Source organism: Akkermansia sp. UNK.MGS-1, assembly GCF_000980515.1.
Taxonomy (GTDB): Bacteria; Verrucomicrobiota; Verrucomicrobiia; order Verrucomicrobiales; family Akkermansiaceae; genus Akkermansia; species Akkermansia muciniphila.
Map to the genome: position 1 here is coordinate 6,383 of NZ_LBCB01000005.1, position 15,035 is coordinate 21,417.

The following is a 15,035-nucleotide window of genomic DNA, read 5'->3' on the forward strand; positions in this document are numbered from 1 at the left end:
GGCCGGAACGTCTGGGAGCTCCGTATTCCTCCGGTACTTCCGCCGCCAGGGATACATCTTCCGGAAGGCTGCTTTCGTCGTAATAATTCTTCATCCTCTTCTGGGCGTCCTTGATCAGGGTGGCTTCCGCCCATTCCTCCACCGTCATGTTGTCCCTTCTGGCGGCTTCTTCGATGAGTTTGTAATCCTCGGAACTCAGCATGACGACAAAGGGCTTCCAATTGGCTCTTGCCGCCTCTTTCAGTTTTTTCTCCCTTTCCGTTTTTTCCATCATGAGCCGGATGAGAGCTTCCTTGTCTTTGGGGATGGCCACCTTGGCAAGCCAGTTGCGGACCGTGTTGGGAGACACGAAGCATTCCGCCGCAAAATCATTGCGGGAAATGTTCTGCTGTTTCAGCCAAGCCTTGATCTGCACTTTGAGTTCGTCCTGATTCTCACTCATGCACCCTTTGTAACGAAAATGGTGCTATTTTTCAACCTTTTTTGCATAAAGTCATTTTAATGGTATATTTTTGTTGACTGAAATACCGTTTCAGGTGCATTGTAGGGGCGCAAAAGGGCTGTTAAGGCCGTTATTGCACCAAAAAAAGGATTTTTATGAAGACGGAAAATAAAAAAAAGAGTCAGAAAAAAATTCAAATCAAGGGGAAAATGCCGTTATCGGTCCATTTTTTCCGGGATGCGGAAGCGGACGCGCTGAACATGGAACGCTGCCAGCTGGATAAAGCCACCCTGATTGCCTGTGCCGTCAAACGCCTCCGGGAAGATTTGGGGAACGTTCCCGATTCCGGTAAAAAACCTTCCGCATGACTCAGGAGATTTACTGGGAACTTCTGGCCTGGCTGTTCCGTTCCTTTCTGGCGGTGACTGCGTTCGCCTTTGTCGTGGCCGGGTACCAGACCCTGCGCAGCCGCCCGCGCAGGGGCCGCAGCCGTAAAAAATAGGAGGGCAGGGGGCCGGTTTACCGTCCGTCACGGAATGCCGTCTCGCTTTTTAAGGGAAATGTTTTTGACCTTATGGGGCATTGAAGAATTCCGGGGCTGTGCTCCTTCATATTTGGGCGGTCCGTCATGAAAAGCAGGCGGAAATCTGCCGGAGAAAGTGGACGGCTGCCTTTCTCCGGTAGAAGGGCGTTGCAGGAAGAATGGAAAAATTCCGGAAAAGGTTTCCACTTTTCCGCCAGCGCAGATTCTCTAAACGGCTGTCATCTTCCCAGGGGCCGGCCGGATGGAAATCCGTATTGCCAGAAACGGGGAATGGCGGTAACATTCCGCCGCTATGAGTATTGAGAGTTTCGCAAATCAGCATGTGCTGGAGTTGGTGGCTTATCAGCCGGGCAAGCCGATTGAGGAGACGGCCCGGGAACTGGGCCTGAATCCCCATGATATTGTGAAACTGGCGTCTAATGAAAATCCTCTGGGGCCGTCCCCGAAGGCGGTGGAGGCGATTGCCCGTGCGGCTGCCGGCGTGAACATTTATCCGGACGGAGCGGCTTTCCGCCTGCGTTCCGCTATTGCGGAGTTCTGCGGCGTGGAGTTCGGCCAGACGGTAGTGGGCACGGGCAGCAGCGAAGTGATTGAACTGATCTGCCATGCCCTGCTGAATCCCCGTGCGGAGGTGGTGGCCGCCAAACACGCCTTTTCCATGTACCCTATCATGTCCAAGCTGTTTGGCGCCGCGTACGTGGAAGTGCCCAACAAGGAGGACTGGACGCATGACCTGGACGGCTTCCTGGCCGCTATTACGGAGAATACGCGCGTCGTGTTCATTACGAATCCCACCAATCCCGTAGGCACCGTAGTGGGACAGCAGGAAATAGACGATTTCATGGCGAAGGTCCCGGAACATGTGCTGGTGGTCTTTGACGAGGCGTACCGGGAGTTTTCCGACAATCCTCCGGATACCCTCAAATTTGTGCGAGAAGGCCGCAACGTGGTTGTTCTGCGCACCTTCTCCAAGGCTTACGGCCTGGCGGGGCTGCGCGTGGGCTACGGCATTGCGCCGGAACCGGTTTGCAGCATGCTGCACAAGGCGCGTGCTCCGTTCAACCTGCATGTTCTGGCCCAGGAGGCCGCCCTGGCCGCCCTGGAGGACCGGGAGCATGTGCGCCGCACTGTGGAGAATAATAAGGAAGGCATGCGTTTTTATGAGCAGGCTTTCCGGGAAATGGGCCTGGAATGGATTCCCAGCCAGGGCAACTTTATCCTGGTGAAAGTGGGCCGGGGCAAGCAGGTGTTCCAGGATATGCTTGCCAGGGGAGTCATCGTCCGCGCGCAGGACGGTTACGGCCTGCCGGAATGGATACGCATCAGCGTGGGCACTCCTGCGGAGAACGCCCGCTGCATTGAGGTATTGAAAGAGGTTCTTTAAACAGTTTTTCCGTTTTTCGTGTCTCACCCTGCATGATGATCTCCCCGGAACAGTATATTGACGGTCTGGAATGGCGTTACGCCTGCAAAAAATTTGATCCTGAAGCCCGTCTTGAACAGCCCACCTGGCATGCGCTGGCGGAAAGCCTGCGTCTCAGTCCCTCCTCCCTGGGGCTTCAGCTCTGGAAGTTTGTCGTCGTGACCAACAGGGAACTGAAGGCTCGCCTGCGGGAGGTTTCCTGGAACCAGTCCCAGGTGGAGGACTGTTCCCATTACGTGGTGCTGTGCTCCCGGCGCGACGCCACCAGGCGGGATGTGGACCGTTACCTGGCCCAGATTGAATTCACGCGCCGACCCTCCGCTGAAAAACTGGCTTCCTCCGCCGATTTTTATACCAGCTACGTGGAGGCTCTGGCTCCGGAAAAGATGCATGCCTGGCTGGATTGCCAGGTGTACATTGCCGTGGGGTTCCTGCTCAGCGCCGCCGCCGCCCTGCGGGTGGATTCCTGCACGATCGGCGGCATGGACCGCGCCAAGTATGATGAAATCCTGGGCCTGGACGGTACGCCGTACCGCTCTGTGGTGGGGGTGGCTCTGGGCTACCGCGCCAAGGATGACGCTTATGCCCGCGAGGCCAAGGTGCGCTTTCCCGCCGGAGAGGTGATTGATATCCGCGCCTGATTTTATTTTTTGTCCGGAACGGGCCGCCCTAATAGGGACGGCCGGTTCCCGTTTTTTGCCGTGGGGGGGGCGTTTTGCCGTCGTGCGGCATCTTTTTTCCCTGCAGCCCGGGGCTCCACGTTTTTTATCTTGCCAACAACGGGTTCTTTGGGATAATAATTTATTGGAACAGGAGGGAAAGCCTCTCTTGGCCGGCGGTTTTCCTTCATGAAGCCCGGCGCGCGGCAATCCGTTTGGGCGGAATGTCCGTCCCGCCCGGTTGAGAGAGGGAGAATTCTTCCGCTTTTCTCCCTTTCTCTGCAAGAAAGGGGCGGCGGGCGCGTAGTTTTTGGAGCAAATCAGACATTTCCTTTTCCTAAACAAGACTAAAACATGAAGAAAAACCTATTCCTGATGATCGCCGTTCTTGCCGCGTCTCCCGTGATGGGGCAGGACGCCAAGCAGATTGCGGATTCCCTTTCCATCCCTCCGGTGAAAGCCGGAGCGAAGCAGCTGCCCATGCCGAGCGTTTCCGGAGCCCAGATTAAATTGCTGGGGGCCGACTATGAGCAGCTCGTCAACAGCAAAGGCAAGATAGCCCCTGTTATTTCAGATACCCCCGTCAACGTCAGCTTCAAGGTGACCAAGGACGGCAAGGAAGCCGTCAGCAAGGATTATGAAATCATGCTGCAGGCTCCTCATGCCGCCCAGGGCAACCCCAAGCCGCGGATCATCCCGGAAATCCTGCAATGGAAGGGGGGACAGGGAGAATATAAGCTGGGGAATACGGTCACCATAGCATGCCCGGACAAGGAGCTGGGCAAATTATTTGCGGCGGATATGGAAGACGTGCTGGGAAAGAAGGTCAAGCTTGTCGCCCCCGGGGCGAAGGCGGATATTTCCCTTTCCCTGTTGAAGGGCGGCAATCTGGGCAGGGAAGGATACCGGCTCCAGATTGCCAGGGATGGCGTTCGCCTTGGCGCGGCGGCTCCCACCGGCCTGTTCTGGGGTACGCGCACCCTGCTGCAGATGCTCCGCCAGACGCCCGGCAGCGTGCCCTGCGGCACGGCCGTGGATTTCCCGCGCTACCAGCTCCGCGGTTTCATGCTTGATGTCGCGCGCACGCCTTACCCCCTCAGTTACCTGAAGGACGTGATCCGCACCATGGCCTGGTACAAGATGAATGACCTGCACCTGGTCATCAACAACAACTATATTTTCCACGAGCACTATGTGGACAACGGCCATGATCCGTTCAAGGAAAGCTACGCGGCCTTCCGCCTGGAATCCAACATGAAGGGGAAGGACGGCACGCCCCTGACGGCCAAGGACCTTTTTTATACCAAGAAGGAATTCGCCGACCTGGTCAGCTATGCCAAGAAGTACGGCGTCAATATTGTTCCGGAATTCGACACTCCGGGGCATGCCCTTTCCTTCACCCGCCTGCGGCCCGATCTCATTTACAAAGGGCCCATGAATCATGAGAAGCGCCGCTGCGAGATGCTGGACGCCGCCAACCCGGAAACGATTGACCTGGTGAGCAAGGTTTTTGACGAATACCTGCTGAAGGACCCCAAGCTGGGCCGTCCCGTGTTCGCGGACTGCGGCGTGGTGCATGTGGGGGCGGATGAATTCTATGGGGACAAGGAAGATTACCGCCACTTTGCGAACGCCGTGCTCAGCCATGCCCTCAAGCGCGGTTATACGCCCCGCATCTGGGGAAGCCTGAGCACCAAGCCGGGCAAGACCCCGGTAGTCAGCAAGGGCGTCCAGATGAACCTTTGGAATACCGGCTGGATGAGAGCGTGGGAGGCCGTCAACCAGGGCTATGATGTGATCAATACGAACGACGGGGCCCTTTATATCGTTCCCTTTGCCGGTTACTACCGGATGGACAGAAACCATAAGGGGCTGTACAATAACTGGATTCCCAACCGCATCGGCAATGAAACGCTGCCTTCCGGGCATCCCCAGCTCCTCGGGGGCACCTTCGCCGTCTGGAATGATGAAACGGACATTATGCATACGGGGTACGCCCCTTATGACATTTGGGGGATCATTTCCGGTTCCATGGACGTGCTCAGCCAGAAACTGTGGGGAACCGCCAAGGCTCCGGATACGTTTGAGCAGCATCGCGAGCTGGTTTCCTCCATCGGCAACGCTCCGCGCACCAATCCCCTGCACAAATGGAAGGATGCCCAGCCCTTTACGGTGAAGCCTTCCTCCCTCCCCCAGAAGCTGGACAAACCTGCCCTGGGGCCGAATTACCGCCTGACGATGGAACTGGAATTGACTGCCGCTCCGGAAGGGAAAGAGCAGGTGCTTCTTTCCGCTCCTGAAGGCGAATTGCTTGCGGTCATGAAGGACGGCACCGTCGGATTCCGCCGTGACGATTCTCTGGAATTTTCCTTCGGCGCCAAGCTGCCCGTAGGCAAGAAGGTCAAGGTGGAAATTGTGGGAGAACCGGAAAAAACAAGCCTGTTGCTTGACGGGGAGCCTGCCGGAACTGCCGTGCTGAAGAATTTTTCCGACAAGTCCAAGGATTTTCCGGACAACTTCAAGCATCGTCCCAAAGTGCACCGTTCCACGTTCATTCTGCCTCTGAAGGAACTTGGCTCCTCCTTCCAGGGGAAGGTGTTCCATATGAACGTACAGCCGTTGTAATTCCCGGCATGTGAACGTCCGCCGCCTTTGGCGGGGCGTACTTGGCCGGCCCGGCATCCCTGCCGCATGGGGATGCCGGGTTTCTTTTTACAGAGGGCGGGGAGTTCCCGTGTGGAAAAGGGCCTGTCCAGCCGCCAGCAGCGGGAGACGAAGACGGAGCAGTCCACTCCGGCGGCAAAGCGGCTGACGGCGGCGTCTCCCGCGGCCTGCTTTTCCGGGGTGCCCATGTCTCCGGCCGCGGCGGGGGCCCCTCCGTTGGCTGCGTCCGCCTTCAGGCGTTCGGAGAACTGCCGCGGGGTGTCGAAGCCGCCCCATTTATACGGCATGCCGATGGAACGCATGCCCGGCTTCCACCATGCTCCGGCATCATCTCCGGCTGCGGAGGCGTCCGGCGTGTCTGTCCGGATGCCGTCCCCGTCCGTTCCGTGGCGGACATTCCGGAGAGAGCCCCGCCAAATCATGGAGGTATAGGCCCGGCTGGCTGCCAGGGCTTCACGGCGGGTGACGGAAGAAGCGGGAGGCGGAATCTCCGGTATTCCCGGAGCACAGGCCCCCAGGCAGGCGGAGAAGACGAGCAGCGTCAGGGCATGGGCCATGCCCGGCAGTATGGATTCCGGCCTGCGTGGCGGCAAGGATGATTGCCGGAGAGCGTTTTTTATTCAGGGGACGGACGGTCTGGAAGCTTGACTACGGGGAGGAATATGTAAAAAAGGTCTCATCAAGGCGGAATGAAACGGAAAAGGTTTCCGTTCACCTTCATCCGCTTTCCATCTCTTTATTTTTATGGACGAAGAACAACAAATCATCCAGGAACCGGTTCAGGAGCCCGCCCCTGAGAAACAATCGGATAAAACGCAGGCTATCCTGACGGCGGTTTCTCCGCTGGTGTCTGTCTTTTTCGGAGGCTCCGCCGGCGTGAACATTATTCCGCCCCTGATCTGCTGGCTGGTCTGGAAGGATGCCAACTCTCTGGTGGACAAAGTAGGAAAGAATATTCTGAATGCCCAGATTTCCTGGGCGATTTATACGGTTGCGGCCTGTCTTTCATGTTTGATCCTGATCGGGTTCGTGCTCGCCCCCGTGGTAGTCATCGCTTGGATCGTTTTCTCCATTATTGCTGCCGTCAAGGCGGCGAACGGGAATTACGATTATGTGGCTCCCTTCACGATTAAATTCCTGAAATAACGTTTTTCCGTTTTTCAGCAGATCAACAGATGAAAAAACCGCCGGTACGGAATGCCGGCGGTTTTTTGATGAGGGCTTTCCATTTGCCGGAGGGGTTCAGATGGGCATGTCCTTTTCACTGCCGCCGTACATGAACGTATGGAGCAGGCGGGTAACCTGATTCTGTTCCGCGTCCAGCTGGGCGGAGGGGCGCAGCGCGGCGTACGCCAGTCCGTCATGCCCCGTGAACTCCCTCATATGGAACCCCTGGAAGCTGGTCATGGGTTCACTGTCATGAAAGAGCTTGCCCCTACGGAGCAGTTCGTCAAAGACATGTTCCGCTTCCCGCGTGCGCGTCAGAGCGTTTTCCGGGTGGGGGATGCGGATTACCAGCGCTCCGCCGTCCCCGCGGAAGTTGATGCCCGCTCCGGCCATGACATCCGCGGAGGGCTGACTGGTGACGCTGCCCAGCAGCAGCACGCCGTCGTCTATCAGATGGATGCGGCTGGCGCGGGCTTCCTCCTTTACGTGCAGAACGCCTCCGTAAATGCGGGTGGATGCATTGCCGGAGAGTTTTCTGATACGCATCAGGCCGTGCCTGATGACGAGTTCCGAGCCCTCCGCCGGCAGATCCACTTCCGAGGCGAAGAGCCAGCCGTCCGTCATGGCGATTCTGCCTTCATGCTCCCTGGCGCCCTGAATGCGCCCCTGGCCCATCAGAAGGCGACCGCCGTTGATTTCCAGGCTGCCGTTGGCCTTGTCCCCCAGGAAAACGGTCATATGGTCCGGCAGGTTGCCCAAGAGCGTCATGGCGCCTCCGTTCCGGATGACGAGGTGGGCGGTGCGGTGCCCGTGGTCCGGCTGGTTGGGGCCGCCCACGTAAACAGGAGCGTTGATGATGTAAAGATTTCCGCCGGAATCAACGGTAAGGGAATCCTGAATGTCCGTCTGGCCCTGCACTACATCATTGCTGATGGTGACCGGGCACATGTAGGAGACACGGTTCATGGATGAGGCTGAAAGCGGCATCATCCCTGTTAGAATGAATGGGTTGATATTGCTCATGGCTCTGGTTACATAGTTGGTTTGACGTTTGAAGCGCGATGGATGCGCTCCAATGGTATTAGACCATCCATCCGGGGAAAGTGTTCGCGTAAATTTCCCTTATTTTTCCCGGAAGGGGCACTGTTCATTCCCACTCCACACGGGTCAGCTCCAGTTCCTGCCCGCGCAGGATGGCCAGGGCCGGTTCTCCGCAGCCGGGGCAGATGTAGCCGTGTTCCGTAAAGGAAAAATCCGCCCGGCATGCGTCACAGCGGCACACGGCCTCCACCCAGGCGACGTCCAGGTCTGCATCCTGCGCCGCATACGAGTCTTTCAGGGCCAGGAAGGCGGATTGAAGGGCTTCCGGCACCACGCCGCTCAGGCTGCCGATGGTCATGTACACGCGCCTCAGCCTGTTCCCTCCGCGTTTTTCCATAAGCCGCCGGGCCATGTCCAGCGCGCCTTCCATGATGCCTACTTCATGCATGGGCGTTTTTCTGGGCCTGATGTTCCGCCAGGGCGCGGGCGATGAGGGCCTCCGCCGTGTCCAGCGCCTTCGGCAAGGCTTCCTGCACTTCCGCGGACATGGGGCGGCAGAAATCCGTATGCAGGGCCTCCACTCCCACCAGCGTGATGGCGCGCGGCAGGGTGCCGCACAGCTGGGCCGCCCCCAGCACTTCCTTCATGCCTATCTGGTGGGGAGACATAACGCGGGAAAAGTGGCGCGGCAGTTCTTCCCGGCTGCGCGTGACGACGGTTCCCGGCAGGGCCCCCGTCCTGACGGCGTCCAGCAGGATGAGCGTGTCCGCATCTTCCAGCAGGGGAAGCAGGGTCATGCCCTGCGTTCCCCCTTCCTCCACGTGGACCAGCGGGCCGTAGTCCCGTTCCTGGAGGCGGTGGGCCAGCTCCACGCCTGCTCCGTCGTCCCCCATGAGCGGGTTTCCGATGCCCAGCACGAGCACGGGATAGGCATTTCCCTTCACGGGGCAGCCCCGCAGTTCTTCCGTGTATGGCTCCAATTTCATGTCAAGGGGAGGGCGGAGAGGTTATTCATCCCGGAATTTGACGCCCTTGCGCAGCCATCGTCCGCCGCTGAACATGGAGGAGATGGTGCCGTCCCGGTCCACGTTCCCGGAAAGGATGGAAAGGTACACGTGGATCATGGCGAAGATGATGAAGCACCACATGCCGATCAAATGCACCAGGCGCACGTACGGAATGCCTATCAAGTCGTTCAGCGGCATGAACCAACGGTAGAACCAGTGGCGCGGCTCATACAGGGCATACAGGGCCAGCCCGGTCACCACCATGGTGGTGAACAGGACGTACACGCCCGTGTATGTCCACTGCTGCAGGGGATTGTGGCCGATGTAGCGGGGGCCGTCATAACTGCGGGCGAACAGGTAGTCCACCGCTGTGGCGTACAAATCCTTCCACTCCTGTCTGGAAACGGGGAACAGGGCCCGGAAACTCTGGTATTTGTTGGAGGCCATGAAGAAGCAGGAAAAACGCAGCATCATCACCACCACCAGAATCCACCCCAGCGCGTAATGCACGAAGCGGAGCGTTCCGAATTGGAAAGCCCCGTGCAGATCCCCCATTTTCAGGAACCACCCTTCCGCGATGCAGATGCCTGTGGCGGACAGGCCGATGATGCAGAGCACCCACGTCCAGTGCAGCACGCGCAGAGGCCAGTCCCAGACGTGGAAATAGCGGAAATTGGCCTTGGCCATGGAGAGGCGGCGCACGTCCCTCATGGCGTGCATGGGCACGACGCCCAACAGGCGCCACGGCGCGCCGGACCGGTGGACGGCCACGGCCACGGGTTCAAAGCCGGAGGGGGAATGCTCTTCAAAGGCCTTGTTCATGCGCTCCTTTTCCAGGGAGCTGACTTCGCACAGTTTTTCCAGCGCCTTCAGGTTGCCGCGGGCTACCATGAAAGGGGAGGCGTCCGCCTTGTCTGCGGCTTTCAGAACAGCCGTGCTGTACGGCCTTTCCCGGGAGGGAGCCTCCCAGGAGTTTTCCCGCTGGGCGTAAGGGAGGGTTATGCCGCGTTCCCGCGCGGCATGGAGCAGGGCCAGGTCTCCCGCGTCCCTGCTGCCGTTGGGGGAGGCGCACACGGCCAGAGCCAGGATTTCTTCCGGAGCGTACACCGGACTGGCCGGAATGGCATCCTCCACCGCCAGGGTGAGGTCGTTATCGATAAGAGTCGTTTTCACGGGTCCTGTCTGGTCAGAATGGCCTCCCCTTCTTCGTCAAACAAATGGACGGCGCAGGATTGGCACGGGTCATAGCTGTGAATGGTGCGCAGGGGTTCCACCGGGCGGGAGGGGTCCACCAGCGGGTGTTTCCCGGTATGGGCCAGGGAATATTCATATGGCCCCATCTGCCCCGCCGCGTCCCGTCCGGAACTGTTCCATGTACTGGGGACTACGGCCTGGTAATTCACCGTCTGGCCGTTTTCAATCCGCACCCAGTGGCTCAGGCTGCCGCGGGGCGCTTCCACCCAGCCCACGCCCTTGCAGGAGGAGGGCCAGGTTTCCGGTTCCCATTTTTCCGGGTTGAAGGTGGAGGTTTCCCCGTTCCTGATGCGGTCCGTCATTTCCTGGAGCTGGTCCACCATCATGTCCACGTTGATCAGGGCGTCCAGCGCACGGCCGTATACGCGGCCCAGCGTGGAGTTCATGAAGGCGTTGTCGCGCGGCAGGCCCAGCTTGTCGCAGGCGGCATCCACCCGTTCCACGATGGCGGGAACCCCCTGGGCGTAGCCAATCATCATGCGGGCGTTCGGACCCACGGCCATCGCGTGGCCGTCATAACGCGGGGCTTTCACCCAGGTGTACTGCGGGTGGTCGGAAAGCCACTTGTAGGGCGGCCTGGGGCCGTTGTAGTCCGCATTCGTCTCCCCGTCATACGGAGCCAGGCCCGCGTCCCTGCCTTCCGTATACCTGTACCAGGAGCTGGTGACGAATTCCCTGATCTTGTCCTGGTCAAAGGGAAGCACGTTCCTGTAATCCCCATTCAGAAGCACGCCGGGCTTGATCATGCCTTTGCCGGCGGGGGCGCCCGTGTTGATTTCAGACGGAGCCCCAGTGCAGAAAAAGTTGGGGTTGGACGCGCCAATGTGGGCGTAGTCCTTATAAAATCCGGCGATGGCTACAATGTCCGGATAATATACTTTATGAATGAAATCGTGGCAGGTTTGCACCAGCTGCTTCAGGTAGCTCAGGGAAAACTGGTTGATGGCCTGGTCATTGTTCATGTTGATGGCGCAGGCCATGCCGCCGACCAGGAAGTTCGGGTGCGGGTTCTTGCCGCCCAGGATGGTGTGGATTTTGATCATGTCCCGCTGCCAGACCAGGGCCTGGAGATAATGCGCCACGCCCAGCAGATTCACCTCCGGCGGCAGCTTGTAGGCCGGATGGCCCCAGTAGCCGTTCGTAAAGATGGAATATTGCCCGTAGGCGATGGAGTCCTTCAGCTTCTTCTGCACTCCGGCGAAATACGCGGCGGAGGACAGGGGCCAGTCGGAAAGGGACTTGGCGATGGCGGCGGTTTCCGCGGGGTCCGCCTTCAGGGCGGACATCACGTCCACCCAGTCCATGGCCTGGAGCTGGTAAAAATGGATGACGTGGTCCTGGATGCCCAGGGCTCCGCTGACCAGGTCTCGCATGAGGCGGGCCTGGACGGGCACCGGGTACTGGAGCGCGTCTTCCACCGCAGCCAGGGCCGCGATGGCGTGCGTACCCGTGCAGACGCCGCAGATGCGTTCCACAAAAGCCCAAACGTCCCGGGGGTCCCGCTTGCAGGCGATCACCTCAATGCCGCGGTACTGCGTGGTGGACGTCCAGGCATTTTTGATGACACCGTCCCCGGCCTCCATTTCCACCCGCAGGTGGCCTTCGATGCGCGTTACCGGGTCAATGACCACCCGGCTGGATTCCGGAACGTCCGCTGATGTGTAATTGCTCATGGTAATCTGGTGGTGAGGGCTTCTGGCTATTCTTCAGTGTCCTTGTCGGGCGAGCCGGGAGCGTCCCCGAAGGCGGGCAGAGAGACGTTTGCTTCCTCCTTCATGTGCTGCTTCCTGTAATGAATGGCGGAGCCCACGGCATGGGCGGCGATTGCCGCTCCGGCGCCGGCTACGCCCACAGCCCCGATGATGTTGGCGGAGGCTTCCACGCCGAAGCCGTTCACGTTCGGCAGCGTCTTGTAAAACGGAGTCATGCGGTCAAAGAAGTACAGCTCCGTACAGCCGATGCACGGGTGGCCGGACTGGATGGGGAAGCTGACGCCGCCATTCCATTTGACGATGGGGCAGGGAGAGAACGTATCCGGGCCCTTGCAGCCCACCTTGTACAGGCAGAAGCATTCCCGCGCGTTCTCGTCGTCAAACACGTTGACGAACTGTCCGGCGTCGAAATGGGCGCGGCGCGGGCAATTATTGTGGATGCGGGTGCCGTATGCCATCAGCGGGCGCGACTCCAGGTCGCATTCCGGGGCGCGGTCAAATGTAAGGATGTACATGATGACGGCCGTAATCACGTCCCCGATGGGCGGGCAGCCGGGCACGTTGATGACCGTGCGGTCTGTCAGGATGTCCCGGATGCCCACGGCCCCGGTGGGGTTGGGACGGGCGGCCTGGATGGAGCCGAAGTACGCGCACGAACCCACGGCCAGGATATGGGAGGCGTTTTCCGCGCAATGGCGCAGCATGTTCTCCACGGTATCTCCGGCCACGGTGCAGTACACCCCACCGTCATTAACCGGAACGGACCCGTTGATGACGAGGATGTGGGGCTCCCTGATCGCGTCTTCCAGAGCCTGATTGGCGGCCTCTCCTGAAGGGGCCATCAGCAGTTCCACGTAAGGCATGGAGACGGCGGAAAGCACCATGTCCCCGATTTCCTCGTTATAGCTGCGGATAGTGCTTTCCAGGCATCCGGTGCATTCCTGAAGCTGGAGCCAGATGACTACGGGACGTTTCAATGCGGCCATCTTGTCCGCAATCTCCTGGGCGTTGGAAATGCCGCCCGTTACAGTGGCAACGCCCATCAGGGAGATCATTTTCAGGCACCACTTGTTGAATTCGCGCCGGCTGACGCCGCGGCGCTCCATGTGTTCCCCCAGAGTTTCCCCGGGACGCCATGTATTTAAAATCTCATGATTCAGGGAGGCCTGCTCCGCCTCCTGCATGGAAGGTTGCTGAATGCGCTTCATGTGCGTGGTCCAAATAAGAACATTTCCATTTAGACAGGATTTCCGGGAAATGCGATCAATATTTTCCAGTTTTCCGGAAGGGCTTTTACCAGGACCAGACGTTCTGGATCTGGAAAACCACCGCCGTCTGGCCCCTGCGGCCGTTGACGGGATTCTTGACAAGCTGAATATCAGGCTGGAGCGTCATGGTGGGCGTCACCTGGGCCACATACGTCAATTCAATGCCGTATTCATTCCTGTTCACGTACGGGCCGTTCTTTTTAGCCCCCTGCTGCCAGAGGAAACCGAGGCCCAGGTATCCGTCATTGGATGCGCCCTTTCCCCGGAAGGGGGAAAGAAGCACCAGCCCTGTGGTGGCCGCGCAGCGTACGCCGGTCAGCGTGGCTGCGTCATCGCTTGCCCAGCCGCCGCGGAAGAACCACCCCAGGTGGCTGCTGCGGCCCAGCTGCTGCTGGAAGTTTACGGCCACGCCGCCCCCGTTTTCACCGTTGCTGGTGGTGAAAAAGGGCTGGAGGCGGTACACGCCGGGGCCCATGCTGCAAAAATCTTCCGCCACGTAGCCGAATTCAAGCACGTTCGTCCAATTGTCGGAATTCAGGTTCCGGAAAGGATTGTGGTTTTGAGCCATGTTATTGGCGGCGGTGGCTCCCATCACGTAAAAGGAGGTGGTTGGCTGCCACGCGAAATGGAATCCCAGGGAATTATCCGTCAGGGGGAGTACGGGATTATTGCCGAAAACGCTGTTGGTGAGGTTATTGTTATGGGAATTGGCGTAAGCGTTGTGGTCCATGTAGTTGGTGGTGTCCAGCTGGCCCGCCATCAGCAGAAGCTTTCCTCCCGCTCCCACCCATGCCAGGCTCAGGTTGCTCAGGTGGGGGTCCGGGCCCTGGAAGGAGCTGGTGGGGTTCTGGAGGGAGCCCAGCGTGGTTTTGGGGCCTTTACTGCCTTCATTGAAGTCAAAGCCGTTGCCGAAGTCGAACTCGGAGGCCAGGTACAGGCCGCTGCCCGTGGAATGATTGCGGAAGATGGTGATATTGGTCAGCAGGGAACCATTGTAGGAGGGGAAATCCGTTTTTCCGTTCAGGCCGCCGCCCGTCAGCCCCGTGTAGTTGAATCCGAACTGGGCGGAATAAGTAATGCCGTATCTGGAGAGAGCGGTCTTGAGCTTTTGCGCTCCGGTGGAAATCATGTCTTCGCGTATCCAGGCGTTCGGTTCCGCACAGGTATTGCCGAAAACGTAGGAACTGTCCAGGTACGGCATCATTTTAAGGGGCCTGGCCGCAAACCATTCCAGGCCGGGAGCGGAAGTTCCGCCTTCATGCTGAAGCAGTACGCTGGGCCTGGTGGGAACGCCGGGCGTCCTTTTGGTGATTTGTTCTTCCGGGCGCATTCCTTTCATCAGGCTGGGGCTTATTTCCCTGCCTTCCAGAGTTTTCACGCGCAGACCGCGTTCCGTGTTCAGGTAAGCAGGGGAAGCCGCCGCAGCGGGAGCCGCCTGTTGGGCAAGGGTGGGACTGCAGGAGGCTGCGACGGCAACAGCGCACATGGAGGGAAGAATGGCATGTCTCATACAGACAGTCAGACAAGGCTTTTCCCGGAAGTATCATAACTCCGTTTAAATGCTGACACGAATATCCGTTTTTCACCGTCTTTCCGGAAAAAGGAAAGGCGGGCTGTCCTTCAGGGGCCTTTTCCTAAGACAGGCATGATAGGGCAAGCGGAGGGGCAGCTCCCACCGCCGTATTCCTTCCGAAAAAGAAGTGGAACCAGTTGGAACATGGTAGCTTAGGGAGATTATTGTTTTTTTGCAGGGGGCTGTCTGAATGTACGTCGGGTGAGGGAGCCAAAAGGAATGTAAAACGGGAAAAAAGCATCAGATTTTCTCTGTAATTTTTATTGCGAATTTAGAATCCG

14 protein-coding genes are annotated in these 15,035 nt (G+C 58.8%); 6 read left to right on the forward strand and 8 right to left on the reverse strand.

What is annotated here, in order from left to right; genetic code table 11:
- The coding region (locus WW58_RS02320) for a transcriptional regulator (protein WP_046435105.1) at nt 1-442 on the reverse strand (442 nt) is incomplete at its 3' end.
- Between the two features lie 155 nt (nt 443-597).
- Here WW58_RS02320 and WW58_RS02325 point away from each other — a divergent pair.
- The 6 genes from WW58_RS02325 to WW58_RS02360 all read left to right on the forward strand — a co-directional run bounded on the left by WW58_RS02325 (nt 598) and on the right by WW58_RS02360 (nt 6,878).
- Entirely contained in the window at nt 598-810 is a 213-nt protein-coding gene (locus WW58_RS02325; protein ID WP_012421162.1) for a hypothetical protein, read from the forward strand.
- Nucleotides 807-944: a hypothetical protein gene (locus WW58_RS12800; protein WP_022196871.1), complete on the forward strand. Its 138-nt coding sequence runs from the start codon at nt 807-809 to the stop codon at nt 942-944. The genes WW58_RS02325 and WW58_RS12800 overlap by 4 nt, the downstream gene beginning before the upstream one ends.
- Before the next feature lie 334 nt (nt 945-1,278).
- Nucleotides 1,279-2,370 carry a histidinol-phosphate transaminase gene (hisC, locus tag WW58_RS02335; RefSeq protein ID WP_022196870.1) on the forward strand — a complete coding sequence of 364 codons (1,092 nt, stop codon included), beginning with the start codon at nt 1,279-1,281 and terminating at the stop codon, nt 2,368-2,370.
- A gap of 32 nt (nt 2,371-2,402) precedes the next feature.
- Entirely contained in the window at nt 2,403-3,050 is a 648-nt protein-coding gene (locus WW58_RS02340) for an NAD(P)H-dependent oxidoreductase (RefSeq protein WP_012421160.1), read from the forward strand.
- A gap of 372 nt (nt 3,051-3,422) precedes the next feature.
- Nucleotides 3,423-5,693 (forward strand): beta-hexosaminidase, encoded by a 2,271-nt coding sequence (locus WW58_RS02345; RefSeq protein WP_102758512.1) that lies wholly within the window; start codon nt 3,423-3,425, stop codon nt 5,691-5,693.
- 783 nt (nt 5,694-6,476) lie between these two features.
- Nucleotides 6,477-6,878, forward strand: a complete 402-nt coding sequence (locus tag WW58_RS02360; RefSeq protein WP_215833551.1) for a DUF4870 domain-containing protein — start codon at nt 6,477-6,479, stop codon at nt 6,876-6,878.
- Between the two features lie 96 nt (nt 6,879-6,974).
- Here the strand turns inward: WW58_RS02360 and WW58_RS02365 are convergent, their stop codons facing one another.
- The 7 genes from WW58_RS02365 to WW58_RS02395 all read right to left on the reverse strand — a co-directional run bounded on the left by WW58_RS02365 (nt 6,975) and on the right by WW58_RS02395 (nt 14,691).
- Nucleotides 6,975-7,922, reverse strand: coding sequence for a hypothetical protein (locus WW58_RS02365; RefSeq protein WP_022196866.1), 948 nt, complete (start codon nt 7,920-7,922; stop codon nt 6,975-6,977).
- 124 nt (nt 7,923-8,046) lie between these two features.
- Nucleotides 8,047-8,388 carry a hydrogenase maturation nickel metallochaperone HypA/HybF gene (locus tag WW58_RS02370; protein WP_022196865.1) on the reverse strand — a complete coding sequence of 114 codons (342 nt, stop codon included), beginning with the start codon at nt 8,386-8,388 and terminating at the stop codon, nt 8,047-8,049.
- Nucleotides 8,381-8,926 (reverse strand): HyaD/HybD family hydrogenase maturation endopeptidase, encoded by a 546-nt coding sequence (locus tag WW58_RS02375; RefSeq protein ID WP_215833550.1) that lies wholly within the window; start codon nt 8,924-8,926, stop codon nt 8,381-8,383. Before WW58_RS02375 ends, WW58_RS02370 begins: the two co-directional genes overlap by 8 nt.
- Before the next feature lie 21 nt (nt 8,927-8,947).
- The gene (locus WW58_RS02380; RefSeq protein ID WP_012421153.1) at nt 8,948-10,120 is read right to left on the reverse strand and encodes a cytochrome b/b6 domain-containing protein; all 1,173 of its coding nucleotides are present in this window, start codon (nt 10,118-10,120) and stop codon (nt 8,948-8,950) included.
- Nucleotides 10,117-11,874 carry a nickel-dependent hydrogenase large subunit gene (locus WW58_RS02385; RefSeq protein WP_012421152.1) on the reverse strand — a complete coding sequence of 586 codons (1,758 nt, stop codon included), beginning with the start codon at nt 11,872-11,874 and terminating at the stop codon, nt 10,117-10,119. The genes WW58_RS02380 and WW58_RS02385 overlap by 4 nt, the downstream gene beginning before the upstream one ends.
- 26 nt (nt 11,875-11,900) lie before the next feature.
- The gene (locus WW58_RS02390) at nt 11,901-13,121 is read right to left on the reverse strand and encodes a hydrogenase small subunit (RefSeq protein ID WP_233465491.1); all 1,221 of its coding nucleotides are present in this window, start codon (nt 13,119-13,121) and stop codon (nt 11,901-11,903) included.
- A gap of 85 nt (nt 13,122-13,206) precedes the next feature.
- Nucleotides 13,207-14,691 carry a carbohydrate porin gene (locus tag WW58_RS02395; protein ID WP_046435114.1) on the reverse strand — a complete coding sequence of 495 codons (1,485 nt, stop codon included), beginning with the start codon at nt 14,689-14,691 and terminating at the stop codon, nt 13,207-13,209.
- Nucleotides 14,692-15,035: the final 344 nt, after the last annotated feature.

What these genes read in the sequence shown, in the direction of transcription:
- WW58_RS02395 (WP_046435114.1), bottom strand. Translation starts at nt 14,691, where the DNA reads ATGAGACATGCCATTCTTCCCTCCATGTGCGCTGTTGCCGTCGCAGCC.
- WW58_RS02385 (WP_012421152.1), bottom strand. Translation starts at nt 11,874, where the DNA reads ATGAGCAATTACACATCAGCGGACGTTCCGGAATCCAGCCGGGTGGTC.
- WW58_RS12800 (WP_022196871.1), top strand. Translation starts at nt 807, where the DNA reads ATGACTCAGGAGATTTACTGGGAACTTCTGGCCTGGCTGTTCCGTTCC.
- WW58_RS02340 (WP_012421160.1), top strand. Translation starts at nt 2,403, where the DNA reads ATGATGATCTCCCCGGAACAGTATATTGACGGTCTGGAATGGCGTTAC.
- WW58_RS02375 (WP_215833550.1), bottom strand. Translation starts at nt 8,926, where the DNA reads ATGAAATTGGAGCCATACACGGAAGAACTGCGGGGCTGCCCCGTGAAG.
- WW58_RS02365 (WP_022196866.1), bottom strand. Translation starts at nt 7,922, where the DNA reads ATGAGCAATATCAACCCATTCATTCTAACAGGGATGATGCCGCTTTCA.
- WW58_RS02325 (WP_012421162.1), top strand. Translation starts at nt 598, where the DNA reads ATGAAGACGGAAAATAAAAAAAAGAGTCAGAAAAAAATTCAAATCAAG.
- WW58_RS02390 (WP_233465491.1), bottom strand. Translation starts at nt 13,121, where the DNA reads ATGAAGCGCATTCAGCAACCTTCCATGCAGGAGGCGGAGCAGGCCTCC.
- WW58_RS02370 (WP_022196865.1), bottom strand. Translation starts at nt 8,388, where the DNA reads ATGCATGAAGTAGGCATCATGGAAGGCGCGCTGGACATGGCCCGGCGG.
- WW58_RS02345 (WP_102758512.1), top strand. Translation starts at nt 3,423, where the DNA reads ATGAAGAAAAACCTATTCCTGATGATCGCCGTTCTTGCCGCGTCTCCC.
- WW58_RS02360 (WP_215833551.1), top strand. Translation starts at nt 6,477, where the DNA reads ATGGACGAAGAACAACAAATCATCCAGGAACCGGTTCAGGAGCCCGCC.
- hisC (WP_022196870.1), top strand. Translation starts at nt 1,279, where the DNA reads ATGAGTATTGAGAGTTTCGCAAATCAGCATGTGCTGGAGTTGGTGGCT.